The following is a 21728-nucleotide window of genomic DNA, read 5'->3' on the forward strand; positions in this document are numbered from 1 at the left end:
CGTTACCAGGAGAAATTAAACAGCCTGACACCGTTGGAATATCGGGACCAGGCTGTTGCATAGAGTTTTTGTTTTTTTACTGTCTACTTGACGGGGCACAGTTCACTCTATTGGGAGTACGCTGTTTTTCCACAATACTTCTTCTTAAAACAATTCCTGAGAAGATACAGATAAGTGAAGAAGGTTTTATTCTATATTCCTAGCCCTTCACTTGCTTGTTCTCTCTCCGCTTTTCCCGTTCAGATAAAATATACGCACATGCCGCATCTCCAGAGATATTAAGAGATGTTCGCAGCATATCAAGAATACGGTCGATACCAATAATTAATGCGATACCCTCCACAGGCAGACCGACCTGATTCAGCACCATGGCCAGCATGATCAAACCAACTCCCGGCACACCAGCCGTACCGACACTTGCTAAGGTAGCAACAAGCACGACCATTAATAGATCAACCATCGTAAGCGGCAAATCATATACCTGGGCAATAAATACGGTCGCAACAGCCTGCATAATTGCCGTACCATCCATATTAATGGTTGCTCCCAGCGGCTGGACAAAGCTGCTGATTTCTTTTTTTACACCAAGATTTTCTTGTGCAGCTTTCAACGATACAGGAAGCGTTGCATTGGAACTGGCTGTGCTAAATGCTACTGTCATCGCAGGAAAGAAGCCTTTATAGAATGTAATTGGATTCCTTCGCCCCAAGAACCAGATAGCCAGAGAGTAAATAAGCAACGCATGTAGAAGCAGCCCTGCAATAACGGTTAACATATAACTTAACATGGAATCAACTGCATCCAGGCCGGCACCGCCAATTGCTGATGCAATAAGCGCAAAAGCACCATATGGAGCAAATCGCATTACCAGCATAACAAGCCAGCCTAAAATATCGTTTGCTTGTTCAAATAAGTTAAAAATACCTTTTGTCTTTTCATTTAAATAAGCTAAGGCCACCCCGATAAACACGGCAAAGGCAATAATTTGCAGCATCTCCCCAGCAGACATAGCCGCTATCGGATTAGCCGGAATGATACTAACTAATGTTTCCATAATCGGCGGTGCCTCGCTCGGTGTAAAGTCACCCAGGTTAGATGTTTCAAATATACCCGTTCTCCCTGGCTTTACCAGGTAAGCTAATGCTAAACCGATACTGATGGCAATCGCCGTAGTTGTTAAAAAGAAAGTAATCGTAAAAACACCGATTCTCCCCAATTTTGCCGGCTCGCCAAGACCTGCCGTCCCCAAAACAATGGACACAAATACCAACGGGACAACCAGCATCATAATGAGATTAATAAATATTTGACCAACCGGGTCCAGCACATATCTGTCCAAAGGACCAAAAAAACTTTCAGGAGCAAATGTCAGAGCCATCCCGGCCACGGCACCAGCTACTAATGCGATAAGTATATTTCTGGTTAGGTTGTTAGCTTTCATCATCAGACACCCTCTCTAATCAAATTGAACTCCACAAAAAAGAAAGCGCTATCATAAAATAAAAAGCTAAATGATTCCATTTAAAGCCTATCACCTGAAACGGTCGCTGCCAGGTTCAACTAATAACTACATAAAGTATTAAAATTTGTTTCCATATAACCAAAAAAATGTAGCCCCACTCTAGATGACGAGTGTTTCTACATTTTATGAATATCTTTTGTCATATATTCCGGTTCTAATCATTAACATTTAGAAAATGCTTATCTGCTCTCCAATGGTTTTTATTAATATAAAACATTAACCAATCTGATTCACGAGTTTTTTAAATTATTCAGCTTATACTGGATTGTTACTACTCCAGTTCCCCCCCAAAAAACTACTTAAACCGAATCACATAAGCATCCAGAAATATCCGGGCCAGCACCTGCAGCGGCAGACGCGAACGCACCTCATAGTCCGGGAAAAAGCTCTGCTTCGACTTATAGCCCAGCAAATTAATATCACATAACTGAAACAGACTGCTTTCCTTATTTGTCGTCAGCAAAATCGTTTTTACATTATTTCGCTTGCAAAATTGTGCCGCTTCTACTAATTCTTCTGTTTCCCCATTTAGCGATACAAAGATAACTAAATCATCACGCGTAAACTTTTTTGATTTAATACGAATAATATTCGGGTCGGTATGCTCTTCACAATGCTTTTCCAGCAGCTGCAGTTTCACCGCCATCTCATTGGAGATATGCTCCGAGAAGCCTCTGGCAAATATCGTAATTTTTTTACTATATTTCACTGCAACTAAAGCATCTTCGATAATGGAGGAATCCAGATAATTAATGGTATTCGTTACTTCCTCCTGATTCTTGAAAATAGCAGATTGGATTTGAGAATCAATATTTTTTATTTTCTCCAATGCTCCCGGGAATTGCTGTGACTTCTCAGAAACAAATTGAAATTTAAAATCTGTAAACCCCCGGTAGTGGAGTTTTTTCATGCATCGGACAATCGTGGATGTGGAAACATTTGCTTTCTCACTTAACTGGGTGATGGAAATCTCCCCCATTGTCGCATGATGTGATTCAATATAATCCAATAAATGCTTGTCACTGCTGCTTAATTCATTGTAATAATGCTGAATCCGCTGTTGGAAATTCACGCTTAACACCCGCCCTTTTCGAATATCCTTTTGAAATCTTTTTCATCTATTTTCTAACTATACCACATATAATGCAAACATTTTCATTTCATGACGTGTCATACTTTAAGTAAGGAAGGATGGTGAACCATGATTTATACATGCACGTTAAATACAGCGATTGACATGTTCATCGAAATGGAAGATTTTCTTCCGGATAAGGTGAACCGAAGCATATACGATGAATTCCAGCCAAATGGCAAAGGAGTCAATATATCCATTATTTTAAAAAAGCTTGGCGTCCCCTCGACAGCTATCGGTTATATAGCAGGATTCAGCGGGCATTATATTCAGGATGAACTAAACCAAATGAATATCGACACTGATTTTACGGAAGTTGATGGTGTCACAAGAATTAATGCATTTGTAAAATCCAATCAGGGTGAGTACAAAATTGTTAATGGCGGTCCGGAAATTACAGATGTAAAAATTGATGAATTAATAACTAAAATTGCCGGATTTACAAAGGATGACGTGTTATTTGTGTCAGGCAGCCTGCCGAAGGGCGTAAATCCATCCATTCTGGTTTCCATCGCAAAGCATGCTTCTGATATTGGATTTCGATTGATTTTAGATATAAGTCATCCGATCTTAAGTGAATTAGTTCACTACCGGCCTTACTTGATCAAACCGAATGACGAAGAGCTGCAGGCCTTGTTTCCAGAGGAGGAACTCGACTCAGAACAAGCAATATTGAGAGCAGCTCAAAAATTAGTAGATCAAGGCTGTCAAAATATATTAGTTTCTCTGGGAGGCGAAGGTGCTTACTTTGTTAATAAAGACACAATGCTCTACTGTCCAGCACCAAAAGGGGAGGTCGTGAATACCGCCTGCTCTGGCGATACGATGCTGGCTACCTTTTACAGCACCTTACAGACCAGTTCCCCCGAAGCAGCATTGAAAAAAGCTGTAGCGGCAGGTTCTTCAACGGCTTTCCGCTCTGGATTAACCGATTTTGAGGATGTCGATCAATTGATGCAAAACTTAAAAGTACAAGTAGTAACCATTTAAAAGAAAGGATGAACATCATGACATATCGTTTTTTAGGCGTTACTGGCTGTCCAACAGGAATTGCGCATACGTTTATGGCTGCAGAAGCACTTGAAAAAACAGCAGCAGAAAAAGGCGTTTCCATCAAAGTCGAAACACATGGACAAAGAGGAACAGAAAATCAGTTTACTGCTCAAGAAATCAAAGACGCAGAAGTCATTATTATTGCTGCAGATAAAAACGTGGATATCGACCGTTTTCATGGCAAAAAAGTAATCAATGTTTCCGTTTCAAAAGGTATTAAAAACCCTGAGGAATTAATAGATAGAGCTATATCAGGGAATGTAGCCTATAAAGGTTCGGGTGAAGCGGCGCAATCGAATGACGACAGCAATCAAGAATCAGCCAGCATATGGCATCAGCTTTATGTACATCTGATGAATGGTGTCAGCCATATGCTTCCTTTAGTTGTTGCCGGCGGGGTGATGATTGCTGTTTCCTTTATGTTTGGAATTTATTCAGCTGACCCTGAATCGTCTCAATATAATGTTATTGCCGAACAAATGAATACCATCGGCGGATTAGCAATGGGATTGATGGTTCCTGTTTTAAGTGCTTATATTGCACAATCCATTGGTAATCGACCCGGCCTTATTATTGGTTTTATTGTCGGTATGATTGCTGATACAAACGGCACCGGATTTTTAGGAGGAATTGTTGGCGGCTTCTTAGCTGGAGGCCTTGTTTTACTGCTTATGAAAGCACTAAAGAACCTGCCAAAATCATTAGATGGTTTAAAAGCTATTTTTTTAATTCCGGTTCTCGGTATCTTTATCGGCGGATTTGCGATGTGGTATCTGTCTGTTCCGATGGAAGCAATCAACCAGGGAATGATGGACTTCCTAAGCAGTTTCCAGGATTCTAACCCGATCTTATTAGGGTTGATTGTAGGTATTATGAGTGCATTTGATATGGGCGGCCCCGTCAACAAAGCGGCCTATGTAACAGGTACAGCACTTCTGGCACAAGGTAATTTCTTATTTATGGCAGGTGTTTCTGCGGCGTGTATCGTTCCGCCGCTCGCAACCGGATTCTCGGTATTATTTGCGAGACGCAGCTATAACCAGGCAGAAGCAAGTGCCGGCTATGTCAACTTTCTATTAGGTTCAACGCATATTACAGAAGGCGCGATACCTTTTGCAGCAAAACGTCCGTTTACCATTATCCCAATTATCATGGTAGGTTCTTCTATCGCTGCCATGCTGACGTATATGTTTAAAGTAGAAGTCCCTGCACCGCATGGCGGATTTATCGTTCTGCCTGTGGTCACTCATGCCTTCTTATGGGTCTTGGCAATTCTGATTGGTGCGCTGATTTCCGGATTCTTAATGGCATTAGAACAAAAAAGACATCAACGAAAAAGCAATCCTGAGCAAGCGGCTGCGCCAGTACAACAAGAAACACCTGCGCCACGTGAACAGGGGGAGCTTTTAGAAACAAACCAAATTCATCTGCAGCAAAAGCTTCACTCAAAAGAGGAGGTTCTGGCGTTTATAGCAGATAAAGCTGCAGCATTAAATATTGCAACAGATGCAGAAAAAGTAGCAAGCGGTCTGCAAAAAAGAGAAGCAGAAGGCTCGACAGGTATGGAAAACGGAATCGCTATTCCTCATGTGAAAAGTGAAGTAATCCAACAAGCAAAATTAATGGTCGTTCAATTGACAGAAGGCATTGATTGGCCTGCAATGGACGGAAAACCAACAGACTTTGTTATCAGTATTCTCGTACCAGATGGAAGCAGCAACGAACATTTAGATATCTTATCGGCTCTTTCCAGAAAACTGATGAATCAAGATTTTATTAACCAGCTAAAAGCTTCTCAATCCGAAGCGGAGATAAAAGAATTATTACTTGGAGGCGTTAAAAAATGAAAAATTTAAAAAAACTCATAAATGATCAGGGGATTATTTCTGCACTTGCTATTGACCAGCGTGGTGCACTAAGAAGAATGATGGGCGAGGATATTTCCGGCGAGCAGATTTCAGCCTTCAAACAGATTGTTTCTGAAGAACTGACTCCTTACGCTTCTTCTATCCTGCTTGACCCTGAATATGGATTAGCAGCAGCAAGGAAAAGAGATGAAAATTGCGGATTAATATTGGCTTATGAACAAACAGGCTACGACAAACAAGAGCCTGGACGTTTTCCGGATTTAATTCCGAATTGCTCTGTCAAAAACCTGAAAGCTGCAGGCGCTGACGCAATTAAATTATTGATCTATGTGGATGTAGATGAAAGTAAAGAAATCAATGAAGCTAAAGAAGCTTTTGTAGAACGCGTCGGCAGTGAATGTGTCGCAGAGGAGATTCCATTTTTCTTAGAAATTCTTACCTATGATGATTCGATTGGCAATGAAAAGGGATTGGAATTTGCTAAAGTAAAACCGAAAAAAGTGATTGAAGCAATGAAACGCTATAGCGAGTCAAGATTTAACGTGGATGTGTTAAAAGTAGAGGTTCCTGTCAATATGAACTTTGTGGAAGGCTATGCAGAAGGAGATACAGCTCAAACCCAAGCGGAAGCAAAAGCTGTTTTCAAAGAACAGTCTGAAGCGACCAGCCTGCCATTCATCTTTTTAAGTGCAGGCGTTACACCGGAATTATTCCAGGAAACATTGCGTTTTGCCAAAGAAGCGGAATCTGCCTTTAACGGTGTTCTATGCGGCAGAGCAACTTGGAGCGGCGCAACATCTGAATTCAAAAACGTGGATGGAGAAGCTGCTGCGAAATGGCTGCAGACAGAAGGCATTAAAAATATTCAGGAACTGGATAAAGTGGTTCAAGAAACAGCTACATCTATTTCCTAACAAAGGTAGAAAAAGCTCAGTGTGCACACTGGGTTTTTTCGTCATATCCTTTCTGCTTCTTATTGATAGTATGTTATTATTCAGTTTGTTGCATGCTACTAACGATGGAACGATATTATCGCACGTGTTAAACGGATCATTTTGATTTTTGAACTTCCTATTATAAGGAGCGGAATCCATGCCTAAAAAATACATTATTATCAGCAGCATCCTTGCTGTTATCATCATTATCCTGCTTGCACTTATTTTCTTCTTTAAAATATCCTTTACTTCCCTGCCAACAAATCTGCCCGTTGTTTTAACAGAAGTTCTGACCACGGAAGGGGAACGGAGACATGTTGATTCGATTCGTCTTACAAAATCAGACTCCAGTCACTTAGATAGCGATGAGCCTGTACAATCAGAGAATGAGAAAGAAATTGTATTGGATCAATCAAATGATATCACCCGAATGCTGATTGAAGATGTCCATATTTATCAGGGCGGACGGATTACAAGCGACAGCCCGGAATATACCGCAGAAATGAACCTGTCTGATGGAGATACGCTCTATCTATACCTCTCCAATGAATACATACGGGTTGTTCCGTCAGATCAGGAAGGAAGGCTATACAAAGTATTGGATACGGAAAATGCTGTTTATGCCTATTTTCACGCTTTCTTTGAAGAAGACGAAGGCTAGTTTGCTCGGCTGCGGCATAATCGATGTCTTCTTTTCTGTGACCAGTCTTATTGAATATATCGAATGAAGGTCCCTGCATAAGCAAATAATGATATGTTTATACAGGTTTCCCCTCTTTGTACGAGGTAATTATAATGTTATTTTAATTACCTCGTACACCATTACTTGCAGAAAAAACAAATATATTACCCTTCATTTAATTGATAATATTTTCTTTTCTTCTTTCCTTGCACCAGCATATTGGAGAATAGACCCAGACCTAAAAACAAGAACGAACCCACGATATAAACCAATCTAATGTCCATCATTTCAGCTGCTATTCCAATAATTAATGTCAACAATATAATACATGCCGCTTCGATTAGTCCAAAAATCGTTGAAAAACGCCCCATAATCTCTACAGGAATATTATTTTGATAAAAGGTCAGGAAGCCCGTGTTGGCAAAAGAAAGCGCAAATGTCAGCAGGAAGAAACCGATTGCTGCTGTTGTAAAATCTGTTGAGAAAGCAAAAAACAAATAACCAGCGGGCGTACCTATTACCCCTAGCCCCATCAGCATATTAATTTTTAAGTACTTCGCAAACATTGCATTTATCAAAGAACCAGCTATAATCCCTGCGCCCGCAATACTAACTAAAAAGCCATAGGTGCTTTCATCCAACAATAGCACCTCTATTGCAAAAGCTGCCTCTAACGAGTCCAGCCCTGTCATAAAAACTGTTACGCCCCCAAACAGAATATAAATCAAGGTAATATATTTATGATTGCCGCTATATGCAAGAATCTTCTTCCAATCCTGGATGACAGAATGGATATCGATTCTATCACTTATTTTTCCCTGTTCATGCAAATTGGGAAGGAAAAGGATTATCATGGCAGAAATACATAATGCAGCAGCATTTATAAATATAGCAAAGGAAGGACTGCCGACCATAAACAATGCCCCTGCAATCGACGGTCCTAAAATAAACCCGCAGGAATTAATAAAGTTACGAAGGGCATTGAACCGCTGACGGTCTCCTTTTGGAACCAATTTGGTCATGTAGACAATAGAGGCCGGCTCAAACACCGCACTGGCTACATTAATTCCAAATACCAACACATAGATGAGCAATAAGGAATCTAAAAAAGGAAGTATACCTATAAGGCCTGCCCGAAATACATCTAATCCGATTATCATGTTCTTTTGATTCCAACGGTCAATCATGGTACCGGCCCAAAAATTGGTGAACATTGCTGCCAACGGTATCAAAATATATAACACAGAAACCGCAAGCGGAGAGCCCGTCATTTCCAAAACAATTAAATTTAATGCAATCAGGTATATCCATGCTCCCAGATTAGATACACCAATTCCCGTTAACAATAATGAGGTGTTTTTCCACCTTTCCCAAGTCCCTTCCATTCCATCTCTCCTTTTTTAAGCTTTTTTATAAAATAAAAAAAGCCCGCGCCCTCAAAGTTATCTCAACTTTGAGGACGGGACTTCTTATATCACAGAAGATCGTGGTGCCACCTCATTCTGTTTCTGCATCGCTGCAGAAACCTCCATAAGCAACAGCAAATCATTGCTTTTCTCGATAACGGGAGCACCGGCACATCATCATATAACAATCCAATGTGCAGCTACGAGGCTTGCTTCAATATAGTTCCGCATCCTCCTTTTCAGCTTCCGGAGTTCTCTGTTATGCTTCCCTTATATTTACTCTTCTCTTCAACGCTTTTGATAGGATGTATCTCGAGTTTAGAAATATTATACATGGTTCCATAAAAATGACAAGTGTTATTTTATCACAGAGAAGAACAAAAACTCCGACTGAACGAAGTTTCGTTTCAAACTTCTATTTCCGAAATATTATAAAACTATTGACTTAAATTGTGTAATGGCTCACTGTTTAAGTATAGAATGATTCGTATACTACTTTAAAGGATGTGTTAAAAATGACAGCAAATCATGGAAAAGTAAATCGCGTTGTATTGATTGGAGCCGGGTCTGTCGGTGTCAGTTATGCATTTTCACTTATAAACCAGGGTATTACAGAGGAATTAGCTATTATTGATTTATTCGCAGATAAAGCGCTTGGAGATGTGTGGGATCTCAACCACGGGAAAGCGTTCGCCCCATCTCCAACCAATGTTTGGCTGGGAGAATATCAAGACTGTAAAGATGCAGATATTGTTTGTATTTGTGCAGGAGCAAACCAAAAACCGGGTGAAACACGCTTAGACCTCGTTGAAAAAAACATGAAGATATTTAAAGGGGTTGTGGATGATGTGATGGAGAGCGGCTTCGACGGTATTTTCCTCATTGCAACCAATCCTGTAGATGTCTTAACGCAAGCAGTTATTGAATTCAGCGGTTTCCCTGCTCACCGTGTTGTCGGAAGCGGAACAACCTTAGACTCTTCCCGTCTTCGTTATAAGCTTGGAGAGTATTTCGATATTTCTCCGAAAGCAGTTCATGCCTATATTGTCGGTGAACACGGGGATACAGAGCTCCCGCTTTGGAGCAGAGTAACCATTGGTCCTGTTCCCCTGCAAACGTATTTAGATAATCATGACGATTATAACGCAGAAGACCTTGACCAGATTTTTGTAGAGGTTCGGGATGCAGCTTATCACATTATTGAGAAAAAAGGCGCTACCTTCTATGGTATTGCCATGAGCTTAGCACGAATTACCGAAGCCATTCTAAGAAACGAAAATATCGTGTTGACAACAAGCAGTTATTTACAAGGTCAATATGGTGCAGAAGACGTATGCATCGGTGTTCCATCTATCATTAACCGTTCTGGCATCCGTGAAATTATTGAAGTGCCAATGAATGAAGAAGAACAGGAAAAATTTGCTCATAGTGTTCAAACGTTGAAATCTATTTATGAGCCTGCGATTAAGCGCATATAAAGTTTAAAAAACGTAATGTGAGAAAGGTTTTCCCGCCTCACATTACGTTTTTTATTTACTCATCATCTACATCAGCAACAACAGTTTGCTGATAATCAATTAAAATAACAGAACGTACTCCAGCTTCTTCCGCGTCCCCTTTTTCAATCGGGCTGACATAATGCGAAACTGCCGAATCCTCCACACCATAAGATTCCAAAGGCTTGGTAATCTCAAAAATCTCTATCACATCATCCTGATTGACTGTATCAAACGTTTCTCCTGCCGCTTTAGGAATACCAATAGCGTTCGTACCGCCTTTGACATTTTCTCTTTTAATTAAATGGGCAAAGGTAAATGGTTCTCCGTCCTGATGAAAGCAGTTCGGGGAAGAAACAGCCTTATCCGTATCATTTTGTACGTACAGCTTTACAAAATGTACGCCGGCATGAATCGGCATAATCCGGTCTTCTTCCTTCCAAAACGTTTCATGATAATCAAACAGAATAATTTTTTCCAATAGCTTATTATTCTGTATTTCCTTATCTATACAAGGGAATTCCCGATAGGAACCCGGATATTCCGGATTAAATTTCCCTTGGAAGTACGCAGCGTATTCCTCCCCATCCTTCGTCAGCGTTGGCAGCCATTCAATCTGACCAGAAGTTGGCAATACCAAAGCGCGTGAATATCTTCTATAACGATTTAAGTCTTTTGCATATTCATCGATAGGCAGATCCTCGAAATAATCCAATAAAGCTTGGTAATCTGCTTCTATTCCTTCATAGTCTAATTGCTGCATTAAATCATACCGCGCATAGCCATTCTTTTTTAAATTGCTCATCTATATTACTCCTTTTATCTTCATCGGTTTGCTTAAAAAATGGAATCCAAGTTATTATTTTAGATGATTTGGGTTGAAAAGACAAATGGAGTAAGGGGTATGTAGGTTTATGTATGGTGGCACAAAAAGAAAGCGTCGAATTCATAAAAGGACTATTAGCACCTTTACACAATAAAAAGAATTAAAAACCAAGTATCTTAATCATCCTTCAAAGTATAAATATATTTTCATATTTACTTTAAAAAATATTCGTTTTATCATAGATTTATTTTAATTACTCTATTATTATAGAGTTAGATGTTATTTAAAATTATGTCTTAGGGGTGATTTAATGGAGCAGCATAAATTTGATTCAAATGACAGTCTATTTATTGTAGAAGCTATTGTAGAAGGTTACCGAGATTATGTCGACCACCGGAAAGAACGACATCGCAATATGAAAATCAGCTCTGCTTTCGCTTGGACAAAAGGAAACTTTATAGAAAGCAAACTTGCTGAAAATAGTGGGAGCCTTCACTTATCATATAGACGTGCTAAAGCAGGTTTGACCTGGGATTATTTACAATTCATTCATGGGGATACAAAAAAACTCTTCTTAATTAAAAATGCAGCCTATTTTAATAAAGATCGTTTTTCTCAAGCGGTACTTCCAGGGAACATCAATCATAAAAAACCACAGAGAACTTACCTTCATGAGCTTTCAAAAATAAATAAGCATCTCGATTTTGCGGATACATCTAAGACTACGTACTATTCAAATGAAATGAGTGAACAACTTTCTTTATTTATACCCGATACCCAAGCAAAGGATGAGTTGACCCACTTACAAACATCTTATAATGAATTTCATATTCTTACTTATAAAATTGATGAAGCTTATCAAATATCTGAGATAATGCACTATCTTCCAAACCCTAACGATAACAGGGCTTATCTCATAGAAGACCTTTCGCAATATATCTCAGGAGCTGAATTAACGGATGAAGAAAGAGACATCATTGCCCCGGAACAGGATAATGATATAATTGACCCGGCAGCATTTGATATTGGCATCTTAGAAGAGGATCAAGAATAATTTTTACGACAAGGAGGGCAATAGATGTTTCAGGGTGAAAATCTAACCAATTTACGTATGATGCATGGATATTCACGCAAACAGCTCTCTGATATGTTAGGTATAACGGAGCAGGCAGTGTGGCAATACGAAAATAATTATACGTCACCAAAAATGCAGATAGTTAATGACTTAAAGAATATATTTCACGTGAAAAGTAAATATTTTTATAAAACGGATGTACTCCAAAACGCGAATAACCAGCCAAATATCAACATGATGAATATTGCTTATCGGTCAAAAGAAATCAATCTGATGTCCAAAACACAAACCGAAGCAAAACATATGGAGTTTCTTGATCAATTCGTAGACTATTTATCCAATAAGATTTCTTATCCAACCCAGAAAATCATTAAGCTAAGAAACGAGATTATTCACGATTTAAATACTGCAACGGAGAGTAGACAAGAACAAATAACTGCAGCAGCTAATCTGGCACGCAAAAAACTAGGGCTTGATGAGATGACGAACAACAACCTGATGTTCCTAATTGAAAAAAGTGGTGTTTTTATTTTTGAAAAAGCCATCGGTAAAGAAATTGATGCCTATAGCTTATGGACGAAACAGGATAGGCCTTTTATTATTTTGGGAAATTTAAAACGTTCTGCTGCTCGTCGTAATTTTGATATTGCTCATGAACTTGGTCATTTATTACTTCATTATCGTGTAGAGTTTACAAACTTAGATCGTACAGAGTATAAGGCGATAGAGAATGAAGCCAACCAATTTGCAGGAGCCTTTCTGCTTCCTGAACATGTAATGCAAGGAGAATTCCAGACAATTGCTAGACCAACAAACCCAGATGCTTATATCGATTTAAAGAAGAAATGGCTTGTATCTATTCAAGTTTTAGGATATCAGGCATTGAATTTAGGCTTTCTAGATGCAAAAAAACATCGTAACTTCTATGCCGCGCTTCATCGAAAAGGTTATTTAAAGCAAGAACCGCTGGATGAGGAACTGCCTATCCAAAAACCCCAGAAAATCAAATCCATTATGGATTACGCTGTGAAGAACAGTATCATTGATATACAGCGTATGATGGATATCGATTGGATGGCTGAAATAGGTTTCTTTTACCAGCTAACAGGGATGGAAGAAAGCTTTTTTAGTCAGTACTTGCAGAAGAAGCAGGATTTTGAATTGGCTGATGTTGCTGAGATTACGTCGCATACAAGATAATCCTTGATAAGGTCTATAATTTCTGAAATTCTCTATAGTTCCTTAAAGTGAAACAAGACCTCATACAAAATGAATGTGTGAGGTCTTGCCAGCATTAAAATCATAATTCACTTAGCATTACTGCGACTTTTCTAGCGGATGAGTGGTAGGCAGCCATAGCTACTTCCAAAGCTCTTAATCCATCTTCTCCTGTAATAAATGGATCTTTGTTTTCCTTGACAGCTTGGATAAAATTAGCAATCAATCTCTCATCCATATCATCTCCCCAGAAATTCCATTTAACGCCGTCTGAACTATATACATCCAGCTTCTGGGCAAAAGCATCCACAGAGAGCGTTCCTTTCGTCCCTATTATTTCTAAGGTAACGTCTCCCCAAGTTGGATAATCCTTATTACGAGACCAGCTGCAATCCAATGTCGCAAACATACCGTTATCAAATTCCATGGTTAACAGCCCAGTATCATCTATCTCCCCATCGGATAGTTTATCATCTATTTCAGCATATACCTCTGTTACTTCTGCGTTGGTAAACCAACGAATAAGGTCAACTACATGAACAGTATGGTCGATAACTGCCCCTCCGCCAGATTTCTCTTTCTGCACAAACCATCCTCCAGGATTAGTTCCTCTATTTGTACCTTTAACAGCAATAATATTACCTAAATCACCCGTGTCTATCGTTTGTTTCGCATTTTGCACTGGTTTATTAAACCTTACCGGGAATGCAGTTTGTAAAATCACGCCTTTTTCCCGGCAAATCTTAATCATTTCTTCCGCATCCTTCACATTAGAAGACAAAGGTTTTTCGCATAGTACATGCTTATTATGATTCGCTGCAGCTTTGACGTGTTCAAAATGTTTTTGATTCTCTGATGTAATAATTACAGCATCAATCGGTTCCTTTAATAAGTCATGATAATCCGAAAAGTATTTGGTATTAAACTGTTCTGCTGCGTCTTTCCCTCTCACTTCCTCTTCATCAGCAATACCATATAACTCTATCTCCGGCAAATTGTTTAAAGCATTTGCATAGCTATACGCATGTCCATGAGCAAAACTAATAATACCTACCTTCATTTTACTCCCTCCAAACTGGAATATTGTTTAAGATAAACCGGCTCTCCCGACTCAATCGATTGTAAAGCAGCTAATGAAATCTCTAGCGCTTTATAGGCGTCTTCTGCGGTCACTCTCGCTTCCTTTCCTTCTTTAATACAAGAAATAAAATGCTCTATTTCAAGATAATATGGACTATGCTGCGTTGGGCTGGATGGAACCGCTACCCCTACAACCTCATCAACTGATGCGCTTTTCTCTACTACAACAGGGCTGGCTGAAGTACTATCATGTTGAATAATCCCTTCCTTTCCGGCAATTTCTAACTTCGTATGGAAGTTCTGATGTGCCCAGGTGCCTTCCACATGAGCAATCACCCCGTTCTCAAACCGAAGTGTGATTAAGGAATATTCTAATTTTCCAGCCGCTCTTCCTCTGCTTGTTTTTGCATATACACGCTCTACTTCTCCAAAGCACCATCTTAAAAAATCAAAATCATGAATAACTGTGTCTAAAATCAAACCGCCGCTTTTAATAAAGTTTGCATACCAATCATTGGAGGCATTTGGAAATGCTCCTCCTCTCGTTGTTCTTGCAATTACCGGCTGGCCTATTTTTTGTGAATCGACTACTTCTTTTGCCTGGACATATTCTGGGAAAAAGCGTACCACATGGCCTACGAATAAGCGAACTCCCTGCTGTTCACAGAAATCGATCATCTCTCTGGCATCAGCCAGATGGCGGGCCAAAGGCTTCTCGCAAATAACGTGAAATTTATCTCTCGCCGCTTGCAAGACTGTCTCTTTGTGTAAAGGGGTAGGCAAACAAACAGATATGACATCAATATCTACAATCTGCTGCTTCGCTTCTTCATAAGAAGAAAACGCTTTAGTCCCACACTTGTCAGCCAATTGAGCAGCCTTTTCAAAATTCACATCAACAATTCCACATAATGTTACATCTTTCATTTCTGTATAAGCAGCAGCGTGGGCATTTCCCATTGTCCCTGCACCTAAAACTAAAATATTCATTTTTGTGCACCTCTTTCTATTAATTATCTTCTAACGCCTTGTAAAGCAATTCCTGAAACTAGATGTTTCTGTAAAAGAACAAACATAATCAGCATCGGAATAGTAGACAGTACAGCACTCGCCATCAGCAATGGATAATCCGTCGAATATTGCCCCTGAAATGCTGCAATACCTACTGACAGCATTCTCGTTTCTTCTGAATTCGTCATAACTAAAGGCCAAAGAAAATCATTCCAAGAAGCGAGGACCGTAAATATACCTAATGCAATTAATCCTGGTGTCGCGTTCGGCAAAATAATGCGCCAATAGATTCCAAAAAAGGAACACCCATCAATCGTTGCCGCCTCATCCAGCTCTTTCGGTATTCCTAAGAAAAATTGCCTTAACAGGAAGACGCCGAATGCGCTGAACATACCAGGAACAATCAAAGCATAGAAGGTGTCAATCCAGCCCAGAGACGTTAAAATTCCGTAGTTTGGAATTAGAATAATTTGCATTGGCACCATCAAAACAGATAGGACTACAATAAATATGACATTTTTTCCCGGAAAATCCATTCTTGCAAAGGCAAATGCAGCCAATGAGCACAAAATTAACTGTCCCAATGTTCTTCCTAAGGTGACCATCAGCGTATTAAAGTAATATCTCATCATATCGATACTTGCAAAAACGTCAAGGTAATTCTCTACTAGCCACTCTTCAGGAAAAATGGTAATCGGCACTTGCATTGCTTCTCCAAATGATTTTAGAGAAGTTAACACCATCCAAAGAAATGGCGTAACCATGACCACTGCACCAATAATCAGCACCAAATGAATCAACCACTTTTTATTCATACGCTTCCTCCTTATTATCCGTCATAATGCACCCATTTCTTTTGAAACGCAAACTGGAAAATAGTGATGACTAATATCATTAAAAACAGCAGGAATGCTTGTGCAGAAGCATAGCCCATTTGCGAATACTCAAATCCTGACTCATAAACACCATATACAAGTGTACGCAATGGCTCCAATAAGACATGGCTGTCGCCGATCATGATGAATATCAAATCAAACACTTGTAAAGAGCTGATTATTCCAGTGATAAATACGAAAAACAAGGTCGGTGTTAACAGAGGAATGGTGATCGTAAATAATTGTTTTAATTTTGATGCACCATCCATTTCCGCAGCTTCATAATAGGTTTCTGAAATCCCCTGCAAACCTGCCAGGATTAAAATAATGTTGTTTCCTACTGTCATCCAAACATACACAACAATAACCGATATTAACGCAATATTAGGATTGAACAGCCATGCAGGCTGCGGTAAATGGAGTAAGCCTAATATATAATTAAGCAAACCATAATCTGTGTTATATAACCATTTCCAAACCATTCCAACAGCAACGGGCATCGTCACCACCGGCAGAAAATAAAGGGTTCTATAGACGATCATTCCTTTAATTTTTTGATTCAGCAATATGGCAATCCCCGTGGCCAGCATCACCGCTAACGGCACGGAAACCAGCGTAAATACGAGTGTGTTAACCATGCTTCTGATAAAAGAATCTGTTTGAACCAGCCTTATCAGGTTGTCCAAACCAATAAACTCGGGAGGGTTAATCCCATTCCAGCTAGTGAAAGACAAGCCAAAAGAAGCAAGAGCCGGCATCAAATAAAATAGGAAGAGCCCTAGTACAACAGGAGCGATAAATAGATAAGCCCACATCGCTTCCTTACGCTTACGCCTGCTTCTTTTCGGTTTAGTAAGCACGTTTGAATCACTCATTCATTAGAAACTCCCTTCTTACAGAAAGATTTTTATTCATTTATCTGTTCTGATTCCAAGATGATATCCATCTCTCTGGCAACATTGTCCAAAGCTTCCTTCATTGATTTATAGCCCAAAAATGCTCCTTGAATTTCTGCCTGCTCAATATCCTGCCACTGTATTGTGTTTTGGGAGACAGGGTAGGGAAACGAAACTTCCTGTGCGTCGATAAATACCTGTAAATCCAATTCAGGCATGGAATCTACCCATAAATCACTCATGGATTCCTGCGCAGGGATACTAAAGCCTGATTCAGCAATAAACTGATTCCCTTTTTCGCCAGTCAAATGCTTGATTAAATCCCAAGCCAACTCTTCTTGCTCGGTGTCCCCATTCATAGCCCAGCCAATCCCATGTGCAATAGATCCCTCTTCCTTTCCTGCCGGTAATGGAGCTACTCCTAAATCATCCCCAAGCTCACTGTAAAACATCTCCGCGTTCACAGAGATTTCAGGATGCATTGCTATCATTCCTGACATAAACATATCGCGGGGATGGTTTTCAATTTGTGTCTGGACAGATGGTGAAATCCCCTTATCTATCAAATCCTGTGTAAAAGTAAGTGCTTCTTGCGCTTCTGGTGAATTAAATCCTGAATGGGTCTTGTCTTCATCAATCATGTAGCCGCCAGCCTGTGGAATTAAGTTATAATAGCCAGCCTGGTTACTTACAACATAGGCTGTATATCCATAAACTCCCTCCTCCTGATCAGCCAAGATATCTCCCTTTTCTTCAATATCCTCCCATGTCCAGGTTTCATCCGGATATTCCAGACCAGCCTCATCAAATAGTCTTTTATTATAAAACAAACCTACAATATCCGAGAAATATGGTGCAGCGTATAAGTGATCTTCATGAGAATATAAATCTATCATAGAATCGAAATAGGCATCCTTGGAAAAATCACTATCTTCTTCAATAAATGGCTCCAAATCTTTGATTAGCCCATAAGAGGCATATTCAGAAAAATTAGGTCCATTCATCCAAAAGACATCTGGTCCGCTCCCTCCCCCTATACTGGTTCGTAATTTCGTGAAATAGTTGGCATAAGGTGTATAGGTTACGTTCACCTCAACATCTGGATGCTCCTTATTAAATTCTTCAATAGAGGCATCCACTGCACCGCTTATGTTTTCATCCCACAAGGCTACTTCCAGCGTTTTTTTACTGCCGCCTTCTGTATCATTTCCACAACCTGTTAAGATACCGACTAATGTAATCATTAGAAATATGGTGCATACTCTTTTCCCCATTCTATCTCCTCCAAAAGGGTTTAATAATGTTTTGCCAGGAATATAATGAGCCACAACTTGCTTGACAGCATTTTCAAATCACAGCCTTCGACAGAAAAAAATGAATGTCCTCCTTCATAGCAAATTCACACGCTTTTGTGAAGCGCTTTCAAAATACGTTTATAACCTTTTAAATCACTCTTTCAAAATCTTTTAACATGGTGACAGCCTCTATTGATTATCACTTCGATAAAACAGAATTACTTATTCAGCTTCCTGTTTTAGTGATTGGAATTACATTGTCTGTTTTTTGAGATTCATTAGCCGCCAGAGTTGCCTCTAAAGTTTTCAAGCCATTCGTATAATCTGATAGAATGTTTTCTGTCCTTCCAGTCAAAATCGCTTCAATAAACGCATTATCTTGTTCTTCATAGAAATCAACTTCTGAACTATAGGTGATTACGTTCTCCTCTTCAAAGATAGTAAGCTTTGTTCCATCAATCATTACGCGAAAATTCTTCCCTAGTAATTCTACGCCCATACGATGATCCTTTTGAGTGAAGGAACAGTCTAAATGTCCAATAGCACCATTTTCAAATGTAAAATTGACGGAGCTTACGTCTGGAATATCAATATTCTCAATATCCTCTGATACTCTTAATGCCATATTGGCATAAACCTTCTTAAAATCTCCGTTTAAGTAACGAATAAGGTCCACGATATGCGTAGCCTGCTCTACCAATTGTCCTCCTGACTTTGACATCGTACGGTACCAGGGAGTTTCCACAAAAGAAGATAGGTAATGCCCGCGTACCATAGCTATTTCTTTACCTGTTAAATATTCTTTGGCCTTCTGTACAGTATCCAAGTATCGTAAGCAATAACCTGTGGCACAAATAACACCTGATTTCCGAATAATCTCCTCTTTCGCGTATACCTCTTCCATATTTAGCCCGACAGGTTTTTCAACCATTAAATGAATTCCTTTTCTAACTATTTTTTGCTCCAAGTCTTTATGGGCAAATGGTGGAACACAAAGGAAAACAACATCCAACGTTTCTTTTTCTAACATATCATCTGCATCCGTATAAGCTCTTGCTCCTATTCCTTCAGCTGCCCTGACTGCATTTACTTCGGCAATATCGCAGACCGAAACAATATCTACGCTTTTGTGCTTTTTCAAAATCTTTAAATGAGTAGCTGCAACTCCTCCCATTCCAATAAACCCTGCTTTTAATTTTTTTATTTTCATCTCCTCCTATCAACCTGCATCAATAATTAATTCAATGTGTTTAGCAGTATCGACTGCTAATGCTTTCGTATCCAGCTTATATGGAGATAATTCTGCGGTAAGCGGACCCTTATAACCTAATTCTTTTAATGCTTTGCTAATTGCCTGCCAGTTAACATCTCCAGCTAATAACGGAACAAATCCTGTAATATTTCCCACGCTTGTGTTGAAATCTTTGACATGAACTTTACAGATGCGGCTGCCTAAGATTCGTATCCACTGCTCTGGATAACCAAACTGAAGAACATTTCCTATATCAAAATATACGCCAGCATATTCAGAATCTAATTCATCCACATAACGGGACATCTCTAGCGGAGAAAGTAAAAATTTATTCCACACATTTTCAATCCCTATATGTACCTGGTGCTTTTCTGCCAGCGGCAACACTTTCCGAAGCTCCTTTTGACTTCGTTGATAGCATTGATCATAAGTAACTTCCTCAGATACAATGCCTGGTACAACAAGTACTGTATCCACATCCATTGCAGCTGCTAATTCAATTTGCTTTTCAACGATGGCTCTACCCCGTGCTCTGACAGCCTCATCTGGTGAAGATAACGGAAACTGCCATAATAATGCTGTAGATATACTTTTAATTTCCAGATCATAAGCTTCTATGATACTTTTAATTTTTTTCGCATCATCTGCACTTGAGTCCACCGTTAAACCAATTCCACCTGAGGGATTCACATTTAATTCAACTGTTTCAAAACCAGCTTCTTTGCTATATTCCAGTACTTTCTCCAAACTAGTCCCTTCCGGATAACACCATTGATTAATACCCTTTAACATACGATTCCTCCTACAAATTTGTTTTTAATCCACGCTTGTCATGCGTAAGCTTAAATTGAAATTTATCTTGAAGTAAAACAGAAGCAGCGCCAACCATTTCAAATTCTTTTCCTAATGATGATGTGGTAATATCCACATCTTGATAAAGTGTTTTTAACGTTTTGTCTTTGATTTTTTGCTGTACAGCGTCTATCAGTATTTGATTTTGGTTGGTAACATCTCCACCTAATATAATTACTTCTGGATTAAAGAGGTGAACTAAATTAACTACTCCAGCTGATAGGTACTCAGCAATTTCATCATTAATTGCAACAGCCAAATTATCTCCAGTGTTCACTGCCTCAACAAATTCAGACGGGGTAATAAACAGCTTGTCACTTGTTAAATAAGTTGTTAAAATAGTTTCTTTTCCTGCCTCAATCTCTTTCATTATTTTCTTCGATGTAGCTGGCCAGCTTATATAATTTTCGATGCATCCTTTATTTCCACAGCTGCAAAGCTCTCCCTGATAATCAATACTGGTATGGCCAAATTCACCAGCTCCTCCACTTTCACCGCGGGATAGCATGTTGTTTACAATAACGCCGGAACCAACACCTTCGCCAATCGTTATATAAATGAGATTCTCCACCTCTTGAAAATGACCAAAATTCTTCTCAGCTAAAACGTATGCATTTGTATCATTATCAAGCCAAGTTGGCAGATTAAAATGCGCTTCAACCGAATCCCGCAGGTAAACATCCTCTAATAACAAAACTGGATTATAATGGACTACACCTTTTTTAGAATCAACAATTCCTTGAATAATCAGCGAAATACCAATACATTGTCTATCGTCCTGCTGTACAGCGTGGAAATCCTCCAATAATTGAAGCAGATAATTTATTAAAGCAGTACCTGTATAACCGTTAGTAGGATATACCTTTTTCATATTTATCTTTGCTTCCAAATTCATATCCGCAATTGTTATTTTAGAATAAGAAATAGATACACCGATTAAATAGTGGTTATCTGGTGAAAAGTTCAAAAGAATCGGCTTTCTCCCACCACTGGACGTTCCCGTGCCACCTTCTACTACATAGCCTTCATTGATGAGCTCAGCTACAGCAGATGTGACAGTGGTAGGGCTGAGCTCGTTCTTTTTAGCAATTTCACTTCTCGATATAGAGCCATATTTTCGAATTGTTTCTAAGATGATAGAACGATTTAATTCTTGTATCAGCTTCAGGTCTCCAGTCCTCTTCATAGTTATTCACATTCCTATCTATATTGAAATAATCACTTTTATAAATTTGAATTCCCCCAAAATTCATC

19 protein-coding genes and 1 other annotated feature are annotated in these 21728 nt (G+C 39.3%); of the genes, 7 read left to right on the forward strand and 12 right to left on the reverse strand.

Annotated elements, in window-relative coordinates; genetic code table 11:
• Positions 1 to 199: 199 nt before the first annotated feature.
• Positions 200 to 1444 (reverse strand): dicarboxylate/amino acid:cation symporter, encoded by a 1245-nt coding sequence (locus tag ACFO3P_RS00005; protein ID WP_379541996.1) that lies wholly within the window; start codon positions 1442 to 1444, stop codon positions 200 to 202.
• A gap of 373 nt (positions 1445 to 1817) precedes the next feature.
• A complete protein-coding gene (locus ACFO3P_RS00010) occupies positions 1818 to 2594 on the reverse strand; it encodes a MurR/RpiR family transcriptional regulator (RefSeq protein WP_042529032.1) in 777 nt (258 codons plus the stop codon).
• A 129-nt stretch (positions 2595 to 2723) separates the two neighbouring features.
• Here ACFO3P_RS00010 and pfkB point away from each other — a divergent pair, with 129 nt between their 5' ends.
• The 4 genes from pfkB (at position 2724) to ACFO3P_RS00030 (ending at position 7171) form a co-directional block, all read left to right on the forward strand.
• Entirely contained in the window at positions 2724 to 3644 is a 921-nt protein-coding gene (gene pfkB, locus ACFO3P_RS00015; RefSeq protein WP_042529030.1) for a 1-phosphofructokinase, read from the forward strand.
• A gap of 17 nt (positions 3645 to 3661) precedes the next feature.
• The gene (locus ACFO3P_RS00020; RefSeq protein WP_289584495.1) at positions 3662 to 5554 is read left to right on the forward strand and encodes a fructose-specific PTS transporter subunit EIIC; all 1893 of its coding nucleotides are present in this window, start codon (positions 3662 to 3664) and stop codon (positions 5552 to 5554) included.
• Positions 5551 to 6489 carry a tagatose-bisphosphate aldolase gene (lacD, locus tag ACFO3P_RS00025; protein WP_042529025.1) on the forward strand — a complete coding sequence of 313 codons (939 nt, stop codon included), beginning with the start codon at positions 5551 to 5553 and terminating at the stop codon, positions 6487 to 6489. The genes ACFO3P_RS00020 and lacD overlap by 4 nt, the downstream gene beginning before the upstream one ends.
• Before the next feature lie 178 nt (positions 6490 to 6667).
• On the forward strand, positions 6668 to 7171 hold the full coding sequence (locus ACFO3P_RS00030) for a hypothetical protein (protein WP_042529022.1): 504 nt from the start codon (positions 6668 to 6670) through the stop codon (positions 7169 to 7171).
• A 185-nt stretch (positions 7172 to 7356) separates the two neighbouring features.
• On the opposite strand, the gene ACFO3P_RS00035 is transcribed toward ACFO3P_RS00030, so the two are convergent.
• Positions 7357 to 8577 carry an MFS transporter gene (locus ACFO3P_RS00035; RefSeq protein ID WP_289584496.1) on the reverse strand — a complete coding sequence of 407 codons (1221 nt, stop codon included), beginning with the start codon at positions 8575 to 8577 and terminating at the stop codon, positions 7357 to 7359.
• A gap of 67 nt (positions 8578 to 8644) precedes the next feature.
• Positions 8645 to 8899, reverse strand: a binding site (T-box leader).
• A 214-nt stretch (positions 8900 to 9113) separates the two neighbouring features.
• Between ACFO3P_RS00035 and ACFO3P_RS00040 the strand changes: the two genes are divergently transcribed.
• Positions 9114 to 10076 carry an L-lactate dehydrogenase gene (locus ACFO3P_RS00040; protein WP_289584497.1) on the forward strand — a complete coding sequence of 321 codons (963 nt, stop codon included), beginning with the start codon at positions 9114 to 9116 and terminating at the stop codon, positions 10074 to 10076.
• Between the two features lie 55 nt (positions 10077 to 10131).
• Here ACFO3P_RS00040 and ACFO3P_RS00045 read toward each other — a convergent pair whose 3' ends face one another.
• A complete protein-coding gene (locus ACFO3P_RS00045; protein ID WP_289584498.1) occupies positions 10132 to 10899 on the reverse strand; it encodes a 2OG-Fe dioxygenase family protein in 768 nt (255 codons plus the stop codon).
• Between the two features lie 331 nt (positions 10900 to 11230).
• On the opposite strand from ACFO3P_RS00045, the gene ACFO3P_RS00050 reads away from it, so the two are divergent.
• Together ACFO3P_RS00050 and ACFO3P_RS00055 are read left to right on the forward strand one after the other, a co-directional pair.
• Positions 11231 to 11974, forward strand: a complete 744-nt coding sequence (locus tag ACFO3P_RS00050; RefSeq protein WP_042529014.1) for a spr1630 family ClpXP-sensitive toxin — start codon at positions 11231 to 11233, stop codon at positions 11972 to 11974.
• A 24-nt stretch (positions 11975 to 11998) separates the two neighbouring features.
• Positions 11999 to 13195, forward strand: a complete 1197-nt coding sequence (locus ACFO3P_RS00055) for a spr1629 family repressor/antitoxin (RefSeq protein ID WP_289584499.1) — start codon at positions 11999 to 12001, stop codon at positions 13193 to 13195.
• Positions 13196 to 13295: 100 nt separating this feature from the next.
• Here the strand turns inward: ACFO3P_RS00055 and ACFO3P_RS00060 are convergent, their stop codons facing one another.
• The 8 genes from ACFO3P_RS00060 to ACFO3P_RS00095 all read right to left on the reverse strand — a co-directional run bounded on the left by ACFO3P_RS00060 (position 13296) and on the right by ACFO3P_RS00095 (position 21660).
• The gene (locus tag ACFO3P_RS00060; protein ID WP_289584500.1) at positions 13296 to 14273 is read right to left on the reverse strand and encodes a Gfo/Idh/MocA family protein; all 978 of its coding nucleotides are present in this window, start codon (positions 14271 to 14273) and stop codon (positions 13296 to 13298) included.
• Entirely contained in the window at positions 14270 to 15283 is a 1014-nt protein-coding gene (locus tag ACFO3P_RS00065) for a Gfo/Idh/MocA family protein (RefSeq protein WP_042529007.1), read from the reverse strand. The genes ACFO3P_RS00060 and ACFO3P_RS00065 overlap by 4 nt, the downstream gene beginning before the upstream one ends.
• 23 nt (positions 15284 to 15306) lie before the next feature.
• Positions 15307 to 16119: a carbohydrate ABC transporter permease gene (locus tag ACFO3P_RS00070; RefSeq protein ID WP_212929197.1), complete on the reverse strand. Its 813-nt coding sequence runs from the start codon at positions 16117 to 16119 to the stop codon at positions 15307 to 15309.
• Between the two features lie 14 nt (positions 16120 to 16133).
• Positions 16134 to 17054 carry a carbohydrate ABC transporter permease gene (locus tag ACFO3P_RS00075; RefSeq protein ID WP_289584501.1) on the reverse strand — a complete coding sequence of 307 codons (921 nt, stop codon included), beginning with the start codon at positions 17052 to 17054 and terminating at the stop codon, positions 16134 to 16136.
• A gap of 32 nt (positions 17055 to 17086) precedes the next feature.
• On the reverse strand, positions 17087 to 18349 hold the full coding sequence (locus tag ACFO3P_RS00080; protein WP_289584502.1) for an ABC transporter substrate-binding protein: 1263 nt from the start codon (positions 18347 to 18349) through the stop codon (positions 17087 to 17089).
• Positions 18350 to 18596: 247 nt separating this feature from the next.
• Positions 18597 to 19580, reverse strand: a complete 984-nt coding sequence (locus ACFO3P_RS00085) for a Gfo/Idh/MocA family protein (protein ID WP_289584503.1) — start codon at positions 19578 to 19580, stop codon at positions 18597 to 18599.
• A 9-nt stretch (positions 19581 to 19589) separates the two neighbouring features.
• A complete protein-coding gene (locus ACFO3P_RS00090) occupies positions 19590 to 20414 on the reverse strand; it encodes a sugar phosphate isomerase/epimerase family protein (RefSeq protein ID WP_289584504.1) in 825 nt (274 codons plus the stop codon).
• Positions 20415 to 20424: 10 nt separating this feature from the next.
• A complete protein-coding gene (locus ACFO3P_RS00095) occupies positions 20425 to 21660 on the reverse strand; it encodes an ROK family transcriptional regulator (RefSeq protein ID WP_289584505.1) in 1236 nt (411 codons plus the stop codon).
• Positions 21661 to 21728: the final 68 nt, after the last annotated feature.

Source organism: Oceanobacillus aidingensis (genome assembly GCF_042654105.1).
Classification (GTDB): domain Bacteria; phylum Bacillota; class Bacilli; order Bacillales; family Amphibacillaceae; genus Oceanobacillus; species Oceanobacillus oncorhynchi.